Raw genomic sequence first — 15,344 nt, 5'->3', positions numbered from 1 at the left:
GGAGACGACCATGACCACGACCGACCAGACCACGACCGAATCCACCGCTCCGCAGGCCACCCCGGCGCGGATCGCCCGCCCCGACGCGCACGTCCGGTACATGAGCTACTGGTTCGTCGACGGCGCCGACCAGGGACGAGCCGTCCTCGACGAGATCGTCGCCGCCTGGCAGGCGACGCCCTGGCCCGAGGGGATCCTCCACCTCTCCTGTTACCTGAGCACCGACCACGACACGGTGCTCACGTACGCGCAGTGCACCGACGACACCGTCTACCGGTCGTTCCTGCGCAGCCTGCCCGCCGGCCCGGCCCGAGTCGAGCCGATCCAGTTCCGCCTGCACCGCAGCGTCGTGGCCGACCCGACCGCGGGCGCACCGGGCGCCGTGGTCGCCGCCAGCTTCGACGTGGACGGCGCGAACCGGCAGGAGACGATCGTCGCCCAGGTCGTGGGAAACCTCGAAACGGCACCGGCCGACGAGCAGACCGGCCTGATCGCCTCCCACTTCCACCTCAGCCTCGACGGCACCCGCGTGATCAACTTCGCGGAATGGGTGAGCGACGAGGCGCACGTCGAGTTCCTCGAAGGAGCCACCCGGCACCGGTCCCTGCGGATCGCACAGGACATGCCCGGCGTCCGCCCCATCGGCTACAAGCGCTACCACCTCCACCGGGGCCTCGACGCGTAACCCGACGTCGTATCCCGGCCGAACATGACAGATCAACGTCAATCCGGTTGGTTGCGGCGAATCGCCCGGAAGACGATGGCCGGACCTGCCCCGACAACCACGTCGGTTCTACGTAATAAGAGAGGTACCCCACATGGTGGTTGCTCCGGCCAAGGCAGGCAGGAGGGAATGGATCGGGCTGGCCATGCTGGCCCTCCCCACCCTCCTGGTCTCGATGGACCTCACGGTGCTGCACCTGGCGGTGCCCGACCTCAGTGAGGACCTGCGCCCGAGCAGCACCCAGCTGCTCTGGATCGTCGACATCTACGGATTCATGATCGCCGGCTGGATGGTCACGGCGGGCACCGTCGGCGACCACATCGGCCGCCGCCGGCTGCTCCTGTACGGCGCCGCTGCCTTCGCCGGCGCGTCCGTCCTCGCGGCCTTCTCCCACAGCGCCGAGATGCTGATCGTCACCCGCGGACTCCTCGGAATCGCCGGCGCGACACTGATGCCGTCGACCATGGCGCTCATCCGCAACATGTTCCACGACGAGGTCCAGCGCTCGCGCGCCATCGGCATCTGGATGACCAGCTTCATGGTCGGAGCCACCCTCGGACCCTTGGTCGGCGGCGCGCTCCTGGACGCCTTCTGGTGGGGCGCGGTCTTCCTCATGGGCGTGCCCGTCATGGTGCTCCTGCTGGTGTTCGGCCCGAAGCTGCTGCCCGAGTACCGCACCGACGACGCCGGCCGGGTGGACTTCGTCAGCGCACTCCTGTCGCTGATCGCCGTCCTCGCCGTCGTCTACGGCATCAAGCAGATCGCGGAGCAGGGCCCGACCCCCGTCGCCGCCGCGGTCATCGTCGCGGGAGCACTCGCCGGATGGGCCTTCGTCCGCCGCCAGCGCGCCGGCGCCGACCCGCTCCTGGACCTGGCCCTGTTCAGCACCGCCCGGTTCAACATCGCGATCGTCGCCCTGCTCCTGAACAGCGGCGTCATGATGGGCATCAACTTCTTCGCCGCCCAGTACCTCCAGCTCGTCCACGGCCTCCCGCCGCTGGAGGCCGGACTGTGGACGCTGCCGATGACCCTCGCCGGCATCCCGGTGGCCCTCCTGACCCCCTCCGTGGCACGCCACGTCCGCCCCGCGTTCGTCATGGCCTTCGGCCTGCTGGTCGCGGCCGTCGGCTTCGGCATCATCACCCAGGTCGACGCCACGGGCCTGGCCGTGCTCGTGACCGGAACCGTCGTCCTGTTCGTGGGCCTGGCAGCCATGGGCGTCCTCGGCACCGACATGGCCGTCAGCGCCGCACCGCCCGAGCGGGCCGGCTCCGCCTCGGCCGTCACCTCGACCGGCAACGAACTCGGCGGGGCACTCGGCCTCGCCATCCTCGGCAGCATCGGCAGCGCCGTCTACCGGGACGGCATCGCGGGCAGCGACCTCGGCGCCCTCCCGGCCGACGCCACCGAATCCGCCGGGGAATCACTCGGCGGCGCGGTCCGCGCGGCCGCCGAACTCCCGCAGCAGCTCAGCGGCGACCTCCTGGACACCGCCCGGGCCGCGTTCCTGGACAGCCTGCACGCCGTCGCCCTCACCTGCGCCGTCGTCGTGACCGTGCTGGCCGTGGCCGTGGCGATCCTGCTGCGCAACACCGGTCGCCGGACCGGACCCGAGGATCCGTCGCAGGCCTCCCCGGAGACCGCGAAAGACATCGGACTCCCGTCCCAGGCACCCGCGGACGACGACGCCAGCCACGCCGACCACCCCGTGAACCAGCCCCAGACCACCGGCTGAGGCGCCCACCGACCCACCCCGCGCCCTGCCCGGATCCGGGCAGGGCGCGGCGTAGCCTCGGCCCCCGGGAAAAGACACACAAGGAGACAGACATGGCCACGCCCCTCCACCCCACCATCGACCGCCCGGACTCGACGCTGGCGCTCATCACCCCCCTCTTCGTGGGCACCGCCGAGATCCAGCGGGCCGCAGCCGACGCCATAGTCGCCGAGTGGTCCGCCGCCCCCCGCCCCGAGGGCCTGCTGTCGCAGAGCTGCTACGTGAGCACCGAGGGCGAGAACGTGTGGACCTACGAGCAGTGGACGGGCGTCGAGTCCTACCTCGCCTCGGGCCGCGCCTTCCGCGCCCCCGAACCGCTGCGCGGCCTCGGCACCGACGGCACCGACATCGAACGCAGCGCCCCCATCGCCTTCGAGCGCTACCGCAGCACCGTCTTCGACACCGGGAGCGTCCCCACCCGCGTCGTGGTGCCGACCTTCGACGTCGACGGCCGTGCCGCGCAGCGCAACGTCATCGACCGGCTGCTCGACGGCCCGCTCACCGAGGCCACCCCCGGACTGCTGTCGGCGCACTTCCACTACAGCCTGGACGGCAGCCGCGTCCTGAACTACGCCGAGTTCACCGGCGACGACGAGCACATGGCCTTCCTCGCCAGCCCGATCGCCCACGAGACGACCCGGCTCACCAAGGAGACGCCGGGCGTACGCGGCATCGGCGGGAAGCGCTACGTGCTTCACGGCAGCGTCGCATAGGGGCCCCGGGGCCCCCGGTCGCGCCCCACCGTCCGGAGGCGCACCCTGGAGGCAGGGTGACCCCCTGGAGGTGATGCACCATGTCCACACTCGTTGGGTGGCATGTGGATCTCGAATTCACCGAGGAAGGCCACCGCACCAGTGCGGCGGCCCTGGTAAGACTCGGGGACGGCTCCGAGATCAGGGCGCACGGCTACGCCATGCGCCACCCGTCCGACCCGGAGCAGCTGAGGGTCGGCGAAGAGATCGCGGGCGCCCGTGCGCTCATGGATCTCGCCTCGCAGATGTTGCAGAAGGCCCACAGCGAGATCGACGAAGCCACGGGCCGCCATTCCTACCCGCTCAACCGCTGAGCCGCTGAGCGGAGTGCACGGCCGGGCCCTCAGCGGGTCCGGCCGCGGAACAGGACGCCCGCCAGGGTGACGGCCACCGTCGTGATGCCCGCGCACCAGGCGAGGGCCACCCAGGGGGAGTTCCCCGCGGGCTGCGCCAGCAGCAGCGCGCGCAGGGATTCGATCACCGGAGTCAGCGGCTGGTGCTCGGCGAAGCCGTGCATCCAGCTCGGCATGGTGTCGATCGGCACGAAGGCGCTGGACGGGTACGGCAGGAACATCATCAGGAAGGTGAACCCGCCCGCTGCCTCGGGGGACTTGGCGAGCAGTCCCAGCACCGCCGCCAGCCACGAGATCGCCGTGATGTACGCGAACAGCAGCCCGGCCGCCGCCAGGAAGGCGAGCGGGCCCGCCTCGGGCCGGAAGCCGATGGCGAGGGAGACGGCGAGGACCAGGGTGGTGGACAGCAGGTTCCGCAGCACGGAAGCCGTGACGTGTCCGGCGAGGATCGGGATGCCGCCGATGTCCAGGGAGCGGAATCGGTCGACGATCCCGTTCTTCATGTCGTCCGCGACGCTGACGGCGGTGCTCGCCGCGCCGAAGCCCGCGCACAGCAGCATGGCGCCGGGCACCACGTAGGTCACGTACTCGGTCCCCGTGTCGATGGCGCCGCCGAAGAAGTAGACGAAGATCAGCATCAGCATGACCGGCATCATCAGCGCGGCGATCAGCGCGTCGGGGCTACGGCGGCTGATGCGGATGCTGCGGCCCGCCAGGCCGAGGGCCGTGGCGGCGATGGAGGCCGCTGCGGCAGGCGCGGCGGGCGCGGTGGCGGTGGCGGCCGGCGCGGTGGATGCGGCGGACGTCGTGGCGGTGGTCATCGGGCGGCTCCCGTCAGGGCGAGGTACACGTCGTCGAGGGTTGCCGTGCGGACCGCGAAGCGGTCGACGGCGGTACGGTCCGGGTCGATCTCGTCGAGCAGAGCCCGCACGTGTGCGGCGCTCCCGTCGGTGGCCAGGCCCAGGACGAGCTCTTCCGGGTCGAGGTGGACCGCGCGGTCGCGCAGCGCCTCGTAGGCGGCCAGGTCGGTGAGCGTGAGGTCCAACCGGTGCCCGTCCACCCGGGACTTGAGCTCCGCCGGCGTGCCCTCGGCGGCGACGCGGCCGTCGGCGAGCACGGCGACGCGGTCGGCGAGCCGGTCGGCTTCTTCCAGGTACTGGGTGGTGAGCAGCACGGTCGTGCCGTCGGCGCGCAGTTCCCGTACGAGGTCCCACAGGTCCTGGCGGCTGCGCGGGTCGAGTCCGGTCGTCGGCTCGTCCAGGAAGATCACCTCGGGCCGCGAGACCAGGCTCGCGGCGAGGTCGAGGCGGCGCCGCATCCCGCCCGAGTACGTCTTCGCCGTCCGGTCGGCCGCCTCGGTGAGCCCGAAGCGCTCCAGCAGCTCGTCGGCCCGGGCCCGGGCCGCGCGCGGCCGCAGCCCGCGGAGCCGGCCCATCATGCGCAGCGTCTCGCCGCCGGTCTGGAGGTCGTCGACCGCCACGGACTGCCCGGTGAGGCTGATGGCGCGGCGTACGCGGGCCCGCGCGGAGGCGGTGTCGTGGCCCGCGACCCGGGCGGTGCCGGCGTCGGGGTCGGTGAGGGTGGCGAGGATCCGGACGGTGGTCGTCTTCCCGGCGCCGTTGGGGCCCAGGAGGGCGAGGACGCTGCCGCGCGGGACGGCGAGGTCGATGCCGTCGAGGACGCGCACGGCTCCGTAGGACTTGGTCAGGCCGGTGGCGTGGATACCGAGCTCCATGGCCGGTCTCCCTTCTGCGTATGGGTTACGCGCTTCTGTGTAAGTAATACACAGAACTAGGATGTGGGTCAACGACGAATGAGGGGAGGGGCGGAAATGGCGAAGGAAGAAGAGCAGGACGAGACCGGACTCCCGGCGAGCCTGGCCATGGCCTGGGGCCTGCGAGAACGCCCCGGCAAGGGCCCGCGCCCCACCCTCACCCTCCCGCGGATCGTGGACGCGGCCGTCGCGCTCGCCGCCACGGAGGGCATGGACGCCGTCTCCATGGGCCGGGTGGCCAAGGAGCTGGGCGTCTCGACGATGTCCCTCTACCGGTACGTCACGGCGAAGGAAGAGCTGTACATCCTGATGTCGGACGCGGGCGTCGGCACCCCGCCGCCGCTCCCGCCGGACGCGGCCGACCGGGGCTGGCGCGAACTCCTGTCGGACTGGGCGTACGCGCAGCGCACGCTCCTCATGACCAAGCCGTGGATCCTGCGCATCCCGATCACGGCCCCGCCGGCCACCCCGAACCAGCTCGCCTGGATGGAACGCGGCCTCGCCGCCATGGCCGGCACCGCCCTGAGGGAGAGCGAGAAGCTCTCCACGATCATCCTCATCGGCGGCCTCGTACGGAACGAGGCCACGATGGCCGCCGACATGATGGACGCCATCATCAAGAGCGGCGTCTCACCGGATCAGGTCGTCGGCCAGTACGTGCGCATGCTGCGGCTGCTCACCGGCCCGGACACCCACCCGGCGGTGACGCGGCTCCTGGAATCCGACGCGTTCACCGGCTCCGACGAGCCGGATTTCCAGTTCAACTACGGCCTGACCCGCCTGCTGGACGGCCTGGCCGAACTGATCAACGCCCGGAGCGGGCCCAGTCGGTGAGGCTCGCCCAGGCGGCGGGGGCGAGGTCCAGGACGGGGCCGTCGGTGACCTTGGAGTCGCGGACGTGGACGGTGTCGGCGCACGCGGCGACCTCGACGCACTGGCCGCCTTCGTCGCCGCTGTACGAGGACTTCCGCCAGGCGACCGCGACCTCCAGGCAGGCGCCGCCTTCGTCGCCGCTATAGCTGGACTTGAACCACGTCAGTGCGGTGGTGGCGCTCATGTCTCTCCTAGCAGGCGGTCCAACAGGCCCCGCGTCAGCTCGGTGTTGAGGGCCTGAGTCCGCAGCATCGCATACTTGCGAGACAGGATGCTGACCTCATCCGGGTCCGAGATCAGGTGGCTGCCGCGCTGGCTTTCGGTGTAGCCGAGGTGCCGGTGGTCAGGGGTTTCCAGGAGGGTGAAGGCGCCGTTGAGGCCCGCGTGCGAGGTTCGCCCCAACGGCATCACCTGCAAGCTCACGTCCGGCAGATCGGCGCAGTCCCGCAGGCGGCGGAGCTGCTCCTCGTACACATCGTCGCCGCCGAGCCGGTCGCGCAGGACCGCCTCCCAGACGACGAAGCTCAGCGTCGGCGGGACCTCGCGGCGCAGTATCTGCTGACGCGCCACGCGCCCACGGGTCAGTGCCTCGATCTCCGCCGCCGGGTGGGCCGGGACGCGGCACGTGAAGACGGACCGGGCGTAGTTCTCCGTCTGGAGCAGACCCGGCACCACCTGGTTGTCGAACCAGGACAGGGCGATCGCCTGCCGCTCCAGCTCCATGTACTCCTCGGCCCACGGCGGTGTCGCGTCCACCTCGGGCATCTCATGGGCCGCCACGGCCAGCAGCCCCGGCAGGCCCAAATGCTGGTCCATCAGCTCCGCGACGTTCGGCATCAAGGCGCGACGTCCCTGCTCGATCGACGCGATGGACTGCTCGTCCAGTCGTACGAGCTCGCCGAGCTGCTTCTGGGTCAGGTTCTTGGCGGTCCGGCCGACGGCCACCTGCTTGCCGACCATCTTCATGGTCGTCGCGTTCGGCCGTGGGCGCTTCCTTGGTGGCATGACTGTGAACTCCCCGCCCGCGCACGCGCGATACCCCGTGCCGACCCGTACTCATCCATGAGTACGGGTCGGCGTACTGCTCCACGGTAGTCACGCACGGCGACGATCGTCCCGTGAATCCACAGACTCAGGCGGCCCTCGTGCGCGAACGCCTCTACCTGCGCTCACCACAAACAATCGCGGCTGCACGCCACTTCACACGTGACACCTTGCGCGCCTGGGGCGTCACCGCCCGCCACGAGGACATGTTGCTCTGCGTGAGCGAGCTAGCCACCAACGCCCTGCGCCACGGCGTCCCCCGCGGGCGCGGCTACCTGCTCCGCCTGATCGGCACCGACTCCGCCGTCCGGATCGAGGTGCACGACAGCGGGCCGGGCCTGTCCCGCATCAGCGGCGGGCCGCCCGGCCGCGGGCTGACCCTCGTCGAGGCGGTCGCCGACGACTGGGGCGTGCTGCCCCGCTCACCCGGCAAGGTCGTCTGGTGCGAGGTCCGGGTCAGCCTCCGCTAAGGAGGGTCGCGGCCAGCTTCATCCGGGCGTCGAGCTGCTTCTTCGCGAGGTCCAGCGTCTCCGCGTTCCGCTCGATCGCCCGCTGCTGGTAGGCGACTTCGACCGTGTACCAGATGCCGATCAGGTTGGTTTCCTTCTTGCAGGCCACGTCCTGGGTGGCCATGGTGACCGCCTGCGGGCTGCTGAGGGTGGCCTCGGTGATGCCCGGCGGCATGCCCGTCGGGTCGGTGAAGTCGTAGCCGTGTCTGCCCAGGCACTCGCTCCAGGCCTTGGTCGCCGCGACCACCCGGCTGTCCTTCTGGGCGCGGCCGTAGGCTTCGAGGCCGTGGCTCTGGGCGATCATGCCGTCCACCGTGTCCTGGGTGGGTGCGAACAGCTTCAGCGCGCTCTCGCGCAGGCAGCCGCCCGCCGGGACCTTCTGGCCGCTGACGACCGTGGTGGCCACGTCGGACTTCTCGGCCTCCTCCTGGCTCATCGGGACCTTCAGGGACGGGTCCACCTCCAGGCCGTGGAGGACGAGCTTCTCGTTGGGGCCGAGGGACGGCTGCGGAGGCTTCGTGGTCTGGCCGAACTGGGGGTTCACGTAGCCGGACGCGGCCGCCTCGGCCGGGTCGGAGATCCCGTAGCGGCGGTTCTCGTCCTGCTTGACCTTCGCGTCGGCCTTGCGCCGCTGCTGGTAGCGGAATCCGTAGCGCTGCATGCACTGGTCGATGAGCACGTCCTGCGCCTCGTCGAGCAGGCCGAGCTGCCGGCTGTCCGGGGTGTACGGGGCCAACGGGAAGACCAGGCTCCGGCTTTCGAGCAGCGCCGGTACGGCGCCGATGGCGGGCTCCTTGCCGGCGTCGGGGTCGGCGCCGGCGCCGGCCTTGCCGTCGCCCGGCTGCGAGCACCCGGTCAGCAGGAGCGCCAGTACGGCTGCGGAGGCCGCCAGGGCGGCGCGGGGGGCGTGCGGCGAGAACATGGTGGCTCCGGATTGCGGGGCGGCGGCGACGCGGGGCGGCGCCGCCCGCGGACGACGGGCGGCGCCGGCTTCCCGCGCGGGCCTAGAAGTAGAAGGCCGAGGAGATCTGGTTGAAGAAGGTCGAGTTGAAGTTGCCCCTGGTGCCGGCCCCGAGGGTGGCCTGGTAGCCCTGGCCGCCCGAGCCCGTGTAGACCTTCCACGTGTAGGTGTCCCGGTTCGACCAGGACTCCGTGTTGTTGTCCGTGAGCTGCTGGTTGCAGCTCTTCGTCCCCTTGAAGTAGTCGTTGTAGAAGTTGATGTCGTTCACGTAGAGGTCGAGGACCGAGTTCGACTGGTCCTGCCAGCAGAACAGGCCGAGCTCGCCGTCGGTGAGCCAGCCGTCCTTCTCGGCGGCGGAGGCCGAGCCGGTGCCGACGGCGACCGCGCCGAGGACCAGGCCGGCGGCCGCGACGGTGCGCAGGGAATTACGAAGCTTCATCAGTCATGCCTTTCGGACAAACTGTCGCAATTTCGGGACAGGATCTCGGTCATTGCGGACGGGGCTTCGACCGCCATGGAGTGGATCACGCATCTGGATGGCTGGCAACTGTCCTGGAGTACAGGAATTCGGCCGACTCGTTGACCTAAGGTATCCGGCGATACGAGGTGCCTTAGGAGGCTTGCTGTGCCCTTTCCGTGTGCCCGATCGCTTGCAACCCCCGCTGTACTGGCGCTTCTTGCACTGTCCGGCTGCGCAGGGGAGGATTCCGCTTCTTCGCCCGCTCCGCGCGCGGCTTCACCCTCCGTCTCACCATCCGGAAAAGGCAAGGGGCAGATTGACCCGGAAATGGCTGACTTTTTCCAGTGTCTCGCCGAAAAAGGCCTGCCGGTGAGGGGGAGTGCTTCCGGGATTCCGCTCCTGGATTGGGACAAGGCGGATCCGGCCAAGGTGAAGGAGGCCGAAGCCGCCTGCGAAGGGCGCCGTCCGGCCGCCCCGCTGGACCCGGCGCTGCTCGCACAGTCGCAGGCGCTCACCGCGTGCATGCGGGCGGGCGGCTTCGCGAACTTTCCCGATCCCGATCCGCGGACAGGTGACCACGCGCTGGAGGGGCTCGGCCTGAAGGAATCGCCGGAGGCCTACGAGGCCATGAAGAAGTGCAGCGGCAGGTCGTGAACCCGGCCCGCCGGGAACCGGAACGACCCCCGGCGGCCGAACGGCTGCCGGGGCCCGTTCCGGGTGGCCGTCAGCCGGTACGGCGACGCCGACCGGCGCCGGCGAGTTCACCCCCGGCGGGGTGCGCACCAAGGACCGGCGGTGACGAAAACAGCCGGGCCGCCGCCCACGCGAGCCCCAGACAAACCGGCGTGTACAGCAGCAGGTTGAGCACGTAGAACGGACCGTCCGCCGGGCTCTCCAGCACCCCCGCCACCCACCCGACCCCCGCGAGCCCCCGCACCGCCAGCCCCGCCGCCACCGCACCCGTGACCAGCCGGGCCACCCGCCCGCCGCGCCCCCGTGCGTACGCCAGCACCGCCCCCGCCCCCGTCAGCAGCAGCGCGGCCAGCGGGATCACCACGCGCGGCGTGAACGGCGCCTCCAGCCCGAGCACGGCGAACGACAGCGCCCGCGCGTCGGCGGCCGGCCAGACCGCCCCGGTGGCCCAGTACAGGTGCACCGCCCCGTCAATGGCGAGCACCCCTGCCACCGCCGCAGCCAACCGGTGTCGTGTCGTGGTCTTCATGTGAGCCCCCTAGGCCCTCGGTGCTGGAACAACCTGGCACAGGAAGGAGGAGAGAGGCGGGGGGAACATTTCTGTGGGCCACGTCACGATGCACCGGCCCAATGTCAGCGGAATGCGGCACGAGAGGCAGTGGCGGCCCCCGTTTCCGGCTTCGGGAACGGAGGCTCACCCCGAGGACGGGCTCGCCGGGGCGCGCAGGGGTCATTCGGGCTGCTGCGGGGCCTTCGCCTTGATCACCGCGAACGGTGCGCCCTGCGGGTCGGCCAGGACGGCCATGCGGCCCGCCACCATGTCGAAGGCGGGCATGAGGACCTTGGCACCGGCCCCGGCCGCCGCGGCCTGGACGCCGTCCACGTCGTCGGCGTGGAAGTACGGCAGCCAGTTCGGGGGCGTGCCGGGCGGGAGGGTGTCGAGGCCCATCATCCCGGCCACCGCGCGGCCGCCGACCTTGAACTCCGTGTACTCCGGGCCGCCTTCCGTCTCGGCCGGGGCCGTGCTGATCGGCAGGATGGCGGAGTAGAACGCGCCGGCGGCGCCGGTGTCCCCGCTGCTGAGCTCGTTCCAGATCAGCGCGCCGTGCTCGTTGACGATGCCCGCCCCGTCGAAGGTCCCCGGCTCCCACAGTCCGAAGACGGCGCCCGTCGGGTCGGCGACCACGGCCATCCGGCCCAGGTCCATGACGTCCATCGGGCCCATCACGACCTGACCGCGCTGCTCGGTGACGGACGCGAGGGTGGCATCGAGGCCGTCGGTGGACAGGTACGTGGTCCACACGGTCGGCGGCATCGGGTCGGGGATGCTGCCGTCGGGGTTCATCGCCTTCATGATCCCGGCGACCGGCTTGCCCTTGAGGGTGCAGACGGAGTACCCGCCCTGCTCGGCCGGACCGATCTCGCCCTGCCAGCCGAAGAGGCCGCAGTAGAAGTCGAGGGCCGCCTGCTGGTCGGGCACCATCAGGTCGATCCAGCAGGGGGTACCTGGCTTGTAGGGGCCGTTCTTGTCGGGCACGGATGCCTCCGGGAGATGGCGAGGGGAAGGACGCGCCGTCCCCTACCCGCCCACCGAACCCGAAACCGCTCCGAACGGGTGACGCCGGCCCCGCCCCGGTCCGGGAAACGCGACTGCCCCCGGGGCGGGTGCGCCGGGGGCAGTCGGGTGGAACGTCAGAGCTTCTCGGGGGTCCGGATGCCCAGCAGGGACATGCCCTTCGAGAGGGTGCGGGCCGTCAGGTCGCACAGGAACAGGCGGTTCTCGCCCACGACCAGCTCCGGCTCCGGCTTCACGACCGGGCACTCCGTGTAGAAGGTCGTGTAGAGGGAGGCCAGCTGGTAGAGGTACGCCGCCAGCTTGTGCGGGGCGTACTCCGCGGCCGCCTCCTCGAGCAGCGCACCGAAGCCGTCCAGGTGCAGCCCCAGCGCACGCTCGGCCGGGGCCAGCTCCAGCTCCGGGTGCGCGACCGGCGTGCGGTCGCCCGCGTTGCGCAGGATGGACTTGATCCGGGCGTACGCGTACTGGATGTACACGGACGTGTCACCGGTCAGCGAGACCATCTGATCCAGGTCGAACTTGTAGTCCCGCGCCGCGGAGGTGGAGAGGTCCGCGTACTTGACCGCGCCGATGCCGACCTGGAGACCGTTCTCGACGATCTCCTCCTCGGTGAGGTTGCCGCGCTCCTCGTCCTTCCCCCGGACCACGGTCGTCGCCCGGTCGACCGCCTCGTCGAGAAGGTCCACCAGCCGCACCGTCTCGCCCTCACGGGTCTTGAACGGCTTGCCGTCCTTGCCGAGGACCGTGCCGAAGGCCAGCTGGACGGCCTTGACCTCGTCGTTCAGCCAGCCCGCGCGCCGCGCCGTCTCGAAGACCATCTTGAAGTGCAGCGACTGCCGGGCGTCCACGACGTACAGCAGGGTCGAGGCGTTCAGGTTGCCGACGCGGTCACGGATCGCCGACAGGTCGGTCGCGGCGTAGCCGAAACCGCCGTCCGACTTCTGCACGATCAGCGGGCTCGGGTTGCCGTCCGGGCCCTTGTACTCGTCGAAGAACACGCACAGCGCGCCGTTCGAGCGGACGGCGACGCCCGACTCCTCCAGCAGCTTGCACGTCTCGACCAGCATGTCGTTGTAGCCCGACTCGCCGACCACGTCCGGGTCCTGGATGTCCATGTCCAGCTTGTTGAAGACCGAGTAGAAGTAGATCTTCGACTCGTCCACGAACCGCTGCCACAGCGCCAGCGTCTCCGGCTCGCCGGCCTGGAGGTTCACCACCCGGGCCCGCGCCCGCGTCTTGAACTCCTCGTCGGAGTCGAAGAGCGCGCGCGAGGCCTTGTACAGACGGTTGAGGTTGGACATGGCCTCCTCGCCGGAGACCTCCTCGTCCGACTTGTGGTCCAGCTCGTGCGGGTGCTCCAGCAGGTACTGGATGAGCATGCCGAACTGGGTGCCCCAGTCGCCGATGTGGTGGCGACGGACCACCTTCTCGCCCGTGAACTCCAGGATCTCCACCATCGCCGCACCGATCACGGCGGACCGCAGGTGGCCGACGTGCATCTCCTTCGCCACGTTCGGCTGCGCGTAGTCGATCACCGTGGTGCCCGGGTTCGCGGCGAGCGCCACGCCGAGACGGTCGTCGGCCGCCCGCGCCGCGAGGGTCTCGATGATCGCCTTGTCGGTGACGGTGATGTTGAGGAAGCCCGGACCCGAGACCTCGATCTCCTTGATCAGGTCCAGCTCACCGGTCGGGATGGACCCCACCACGGTCGTCGCCAGCTCACGCGGGTTGGCCTTCGCCTTCTTCGCGAGCGCCAGGATGCCGTTGGCCTGGAAGTCGGCCCGGTCGCTTCGTCGCAGCAGCGGGTCGGCGCCACCGGCCTCCGGCAGGGCCGAGGCGAGGGCGTCCGCGACGCGCTGATTGACGGAAGAAGCGAGGGAAGGGACCGAGGCCATGAGCTGCCGTTCCTGTGAGGTCGTGCCGGTGGGTGCACTTGGTTGTTCCGACAAGTGCCGAGTATCCCACGTGAGGGCCACCCGTTTCGCGGGAGAAAACAGCGAGGGGAACAACCGCAGACAGGTCGCGGGCGTCTGGGAGAATGGCTGGAGCCAGCATTCGAGATAGAAGGACGTGTCGTGGCGCAGAGCAGCACCGAGACCGACTGGGTCTCCCGTTTCGCGGACGAGGTCATCGCCGAGGCGGAGCGCCGAGCACCCGGCAAACCTGTCGTCGTCGCGTCCGGACTCTCCCCCTCCGGCCCCATCCACCTGGGCAACCTCCGCGAGGTCATGACCCCGCACCTGGTCGCCGACGAGATCCGCCGCCGGGGCATCGAAGTCCGTCACCTCATCTCCTGGGACGACTACGACCGGTACCGCAAGGTCCCCAAGGGCATCCCCGGCGTCACCGAGGAGTCCCACGCCCAGCACATCGGCCGCCCGCTGACCGCCGTGCCCGCGCCCGAAGGCTCCGCGTACCCGAACTGGGCCGAGCACTTCAAGGCCGCCATGGTCGACTCCCTGGCCGAGCTGGGCGTCGAGTACGACCCCATCAGCCAGACCGAGCAGTACACCGCCGGCACCTACCGCGAGCAGGTCCTGTTCGCGATGAAGCACCGCGGCGACATCGACGCGATCCTCGACCAGTACCGCACCAAGCAGAAGCCGGGCGGCAAGAAGCCCCAGCAGAAGCAGGTCGACGAGGCCGAGCTGGAGGCCGCCGAGGGCTCCGGCGCGGCCGCCGAGGACGACGGCAGCAGCGCCGAGGGCGGCTACTTCCCGTACAAGCCCTACTGCGGCGAATGCGGCAAGGACTTCACCAAGGTCACCTCGTACGACGACGAGACGACCGAGCTGACCTACGTCTGCACCGAGGACGAGTTCACCGAGACGGTCAAGCTCAGCGAGTTCAACCGCGGCAAGCTCGTCTGGAAGGTCGACTGGCCCATGCGCTGGGCCTTCGAGGGTGTCATCTTCGAGCCCTCCGGCGTGGACCACTCCTCGCCCGGATCGTCCTTCCAGGTCGGCGGCCAGATCGTCGGGATCTTCGGCGGCGAGCAGCCCATCGGCCCCATGTACGCCTTCGTCGGCATCAGCGGCATGGCCAAGATGTCTTCGTCGAAGGGCGGGGTCCCGACCCCGGCCGACGCGCTGAAGATCATGGAACCGCAGCTGCTGCGCTGGCTCTACGCCCGCCGCCGCCCCAACCAGTCCTTCAAGATCGCCTTCGACCAGGAGATCCAGCGGCTCTACGACGAGTGGGACAAGCTGGAGGCCAAGGTGGCGGACGGCTCCGTGCTGCCCGCCGACGCCGCCGCGCACGCCCGCGCCGTCCGCGTCGCCTCCCACGAGCTCCCGCGCACCCCGCGCCCGATGCCGTACCGCACGCTCGCCTCCGTCGTCGACATCACCGCCGGCCACGACGAGCAGACCCTGCGCATCCTCAGCGACCTGGAGCCGGAGAAGCCCCTCACCTCCCTCGACGAGGTCCGGCCCCGCCTGAACCGCGCCGAGAACTGGATCACCACCCAGGTCCCGGCCGACCAGCGCACCCTCGTACGCGACGAGCCCGACACCGAGCTCCTCGCCTCCCTCGACGACGAAGGCCGCGAGTCCCTCCGCCTGCTCCTCGACGGACTCGACTCGCACTGGTCCCTCGACGGGCTCACCACCCTCGTCTACGGAGTCCCGAAGGTCATGGCCGGACTGGACCCCGACGCGAAGCCCACCCCGGAGCTGAAGGTCGCCCAGCGCACCTTCTTCGCCCTCCTCTACCGGCTCCTCGTCACCCGCGAGACCGGCCCGCGCCTGCCCACGCTGCTCCTGGCGGTCGGGGCGGACCGGGTGCGCAAGCTCCTCGCTGCCTGAGGCCCGGCTCTGGCCGTGTAGCCGTGTGACATGCGGAAGGGCCCG

At 70.5% G+C, this 15,344-nt stretch carries 17 protein-coding genes; 8 read left to right on the top strand and 9 right to left on the bottom strand.

Going from position 1 to position 15,344, the window contains the following annotated elements:
• Positions 1–10: 10 nt before the first annotated feature.
• From OG625_RS16675 to OG625_RS16660, 4 genes are all read left to right on the top strand, one after another.
• A complete protein-coding gene (locus OG625_RS16675) occupies positions 11–685 on the top strand; it encodes a hypothetical protein (protein WP_329381143.1) in 675 nt (224 codons plus the stop codon).
• 133 nt (positions 686–818) lie between these two features.
• The gene (locus OG625_RS16670; RefSeq protein WP_329381141.1) at positions 819–2,459 is read left to right on the top strand and encodes an MFS transporter; all 1,641 of its coding nucleotides are present in this window, start codon (positions 819–821) and stop codon (positions 2,457–2,459) included.
• A gap of 92 nt (positions 2,460–2,551) precedes the next feature.
• Positions 2,552–3,211, top strand: a complete 660-nt coding sequence (locus OG625_RS16665; protein ID WP_329381139.1) for a monooxygenase — start codon at positions 2,552–2,554, stop codon at positions 3,209–3,211.
• 80 nt (positions 3,212–3,291) lie between these two features.
• On the top strand, positions 3,292–3,564 hold the full coding sequence (locus OG625_RS16660) for a DUF1876 domain-containing protein (RefSeq protein WP_266935060.1): 273 nt from the start codon (positions 3,292–3,294) through the stop codon (positions 3,562–3,564).
• Positions 3,565–3,593: 29 nt separating this feature from the next.
• Here OG625_RS16660 and OG625_RS16655 read toward each other — a convergent pair whose 3' ends face one another.
• Together OG625_RS16655 and OG625_RS16650 are read right to left on the bottom strand one after the other, a co-directional pair.
• On the bottom strand, positions 3,594–4,424 hold the full coding sequence (locus OG625_RS16655) for an ABC transporter permease (protein ID WP_443067724.1): 831 nt from the start codon (positions 4,422–4,424) through the stop codon (positions 3,594–3,596).
• The gene (locus OG625_RS16650; RefSeq protein ID WP_329381136.1) at positions 4,421–5,338 is read right to left on the bottom strand and encodes an ATP-binding cassette domain-containing protein; all 918 of its coding nucleotides are present in this window, start codon (positions 5,336–5,338) and stop codon (positions 4,421–4,423) included. The genes OG625_RS16655 and OG625_RS16650 overlap by 4 nt, the downstream gene beginning before the upstream one ends.
• Positions 5,339–5,434: 96 nt before the next feature.
• Here OG625_RS16650 and OG625_RS16645 point away from each other — a divergent pair, with 96 nt between their 5' ends.
• Positions 5,435–6,211 carry a TetR/AcrR family transcriptional regulator gene (locus OG625_RS16645; RefSeq protein ID WP_329381133.1) on the top strand — a complete coding sequence of 259 codons (777 nt, stop codon included), beginning with the start codon at positions 5,435–5,437 and terminating at the stop codon, positions 6,209–6,211.
• On the opposite strand, the gene OG625_RS16640 is transcribed toward OG625_RS16645, so the two are convergent.
• Together OG625_RS16640 and OG625_RS16635 are read right to left on the bottom strand one after the other, a co-directional pair.
• Positions 6,183–6,434: a DUF397 domain-containing protein gene (locus tag OG625_RS16640; RefSeq protein ID WP_329381131.1), complete on the bottom strand. Its 252-nt coding sequence runs from the start codon at positions 6,432–6,434 to the stop codon at positions 6,183–6,185. The two genes, OG625_RS16645 and OG625_RS16640, sit on opposite strands and share 29 nt — an antisense overlap.
• Positions 6,431–7,255 carry a helix-turn-helix domain-containing protein gene (locus tag OG625_RS16635; protein ID WP_329381129.1) on the bottom strand — a complete coding sequence of 275 codons (825 nt, stop codon included), beginning with the start codon at positions 7,253–7,255 and terminating at the stop codon, positions 6,431–6,433. The genes OG625_RS16640 and OG625_RS16635 overlap by 4 nt, the downstream gene beginning before the upstream one ends.
• A gap of 113 nt (positions 7,256–7,368) precedes the next feature.
• Between OG625_RS16635 and OG625_RS16630 the strand changes: the two genes are divergently transcribed.
• Positions 7,369–7,764 carry an ATP-binding protein gene (locus tag OG625_RS16630; RefSeq protein WP_329381127.1) on the top strand — a complete coding sequence of 132 codons (396 nt, stop codon included), beginning with the start codon at positions 7,369–7,371 and terminating at the stop codon, positions 7,762–7,764.
• On the opposite strand, the gene OG625_RS16625 is transcribed toward OG625_RS16630, so the two are convergent.
• Both OG625_RS16625 and OG625_RS16620 read right to left on the bottom strand, forming a co-directional pair.
• On the bottom strand, positions 7,751–8,725 hold the full coding sequence (locus OG625_RS16625; protein ID WP_329381125.1) for a hypothetical protein: 975 nt from the start codon (positions 8,723–8,725) through the stop codon (positions 7,751–7,753). The two genes, OG625_RS16630 and OG625_RS16625, sit on opposite strands and share 14 nt — an antisense overlap.
• An 82-nt stretch (positions 8,726–8,807) precedes the next feature.
• Positions 8,808–9,203: a hypothetical protein gene (locus OG625_RS16620; protein ID WP_329381123.1), complete on the bottom strand. Its 396-nt coding sequence runs from the start codon at positions 9,201–9,203 to the stop codon at positions 8,808–8,810.
• A 348-nt stretch (positions 9,204–9,551) separates the two neighbouring features.
• On the opposite strand from OG625_RS16620, the gene OG625_RS16615 reads away from it, so the two are divergent.
• Positions 9,552–9,878 (top strand): hypothetical protein, encoded by a 327-nt coding sequence (locus tag OG625_RS16615; protein ID WP_329381121.1) that lies wholly within the window; start codon positions 9,552–9,554, stop codon positions 9,876–9,878.
• Positions 9,879–9,948: 70 nt separating this feature from the next.
• On the opposite strand, the gene OG625_RS16610 is transcribed toward OG625_RS16615, so the two are convergent.
• The 3 genes from OG625_RS16610 to argS form a co-directional block, all read right to left on the bottom strand.
• Positions 9,949–10,446, bottom strand: a complete 498-nt coding sequence (locus OG625_RS16610; protein ID WP_329381119.1) for a DUF3995 domain-containing protein — start codon at positions 10,444–10,446, stop codon at positions 9,949–9,951.
• Between the two features lie 201 nt (positions 10,447–10,647).
• Positions 10,648–11,400 carry a VOC family protein gene (locus tag OG625_RS16605; protein ID WP_329390727.1) on the bottom strand — a complete coding sequence of 251 codons (753 nt, stop codon included), beginning with the start codon at positions 11,398–11,400 and terminating at the stop codon, positions 10,648–10,650.
• 209 nt (positions 11,401–11,609) lie between these two features.
• Positions 11,610–13,388 carry an arginine--tRNA ligase gene (gene argS, locus OG625_RS16600; protein ID WP_329381117.1) on the bottom strand — a complete coding sequence of 593 codons (1,779 nt, stop codon included), beginning with the start codon at positions 13,386–13,388 and terminating at the stop codon, positions 11,610–11,612.
• A gap of 180 nt (positions 13,389–13,568) precedes the next feature.
• Here argS and lysS point away from each other — a divergent pair, with 180 nt between their 5' ends.
• Complete coding sequence (lysS, locus tag OG625_RS16595; RefSeq protein ID WP_329381115.1) at positions 13,569–15,299, top strand: lysine--tRNA ligase; 1,731 nt, start codon at positions 13,569–13,571, stop codon at positions 15,297–15,299.
• The last annotated feature ends 45 nt before the right edge of the window (positions 15,300–15,344 follow it).

The sequence above is a fragment of the Streptomyces sp. NBC_01351 genome (genome assembly GCF_036237315.1).
GTDB lineage: Bacteria > Actinomycetota > Actinomycetes > Streptomycetales > Streptomycetaceae > Streptomyces.
Note: the sequence above shows the minus strand (reverse complement) of the source record. Positions and strands in the feature narration are given on the sequence as shown.

What these genes read in the sequence shown, in the direction of transcription:
- OG625_RS16675 (WP_329381143.1), top strand. Translation starts at nt 11, where the DNA reads ATGACCACGACCGACCAGACCACGACCGAATCCACCGCTCCGCAGGCC.
- OG625_RS16615 (WP_329381121.1), top strand. Translation starts at nt 9,552, where the DNA reads ATGGCTGACTTTTTCCAGTGTCTCGCCGAAAAAGGCCTGCCGGTGAGG.
- argS (WP_329381117.1), bottom strand. Translation starts at nt 13,388, where the DNA reads ATGGCCTCGGTCCCTTCCCTCGCTTCTTCCGTCAATCAGCGCGTCGCG.
- OG625_RS16610 (WP_329381119.1), bottom strand. Translation starts at nt 10,446, where the DNA reads ATGAAGACCACGACACGACACCGGTTGGCTGCGGCGGTGGCAGGGGTG.
- OG625_RS16665 (WP_329381139.1), top strand. Translation starts at nt 2,552, where the DNA reads ATGGCCACGCCCCTCCACCCCACCATCGACCGCCCGGACTCGACGCTG.
- OG625_RS16655 (WP_443067724.1), bottom strand. Translation starts at nt 4,424, where the DNA reads ATGACCACCGCCACGACGTCCGCCGCATCCACCGCGCCGGCCGCCACC.
- OG625_RS16640 (WP_329381131.1), bottom strand. Translation starts at nt 6,434, where the DNA reads ATGAGCGCCACCACCGCACTGACGTGGTTCAAGTCCAGCTATAGCGGC.
- OG625_RS16620 (WP_329381123.1), bottom strand. Translation starts at nt 9,203, where the DNA reads ATGAAGCTTCGTAATTCCCTGCGCACCGTCGCGGCCGCCGGCCTGGTC.
- OG625_RS16625 (WP_329381125.1), bottom strand. Translation starts at nt 8,725, where the DNA reads ATGTTCTCGCCGCACGCCCCCCGCGCCGCCCTGGCGGCCTCCGCAGCC.
- OG625_RS16635 (WP_329381129.1), bottom strand. Translation starts at nt 7,255, where the DNA reads ATGCCACCAAGGAAGCGCCCACGGCCGAACGCGACGACCATGAAGATG.
- OG625_RS16670 (WP_329381141.1), top strand. Translation starts at nt 819, where the DNA reads ATGGTGGTTGCTCCGGCCAAGGCAGGCAGGAGGGAATGGATCGGGCTG.
- OG625_RS16650 (WP_329381136.1), bottom strand. Translation starts at nt 5,338, where the DNA reads ATGGAGCTCGGTATCCACGCCACCGGCCTGACCAAGTCCTACGGAGCC.
- OG625_RS16660 (WP_266935060.1), top strand. Translation starts at nt 3,292, where the DNA reads ATGTCCACACTCGTTGGGTGGCATGTGGATCTCGAATTCACCGAGGAA.
- OG625_RS16605 (WP_329390727.1), bottom strand. Translation starts at nt 11,400, where the DNA reads ATGGTGCCCGACCAGCAGGCGGCCCTCGACTTCTACTGCGGCCTCTTC.
- OG625_RS16645 (WP_329381133.1), top strand. Translation starts at nt 5,435, where the DNA reads ATGGCGAAGGAAGAAGAGCAGGACGAGACCGGACTCCCGGCGAGCCTG.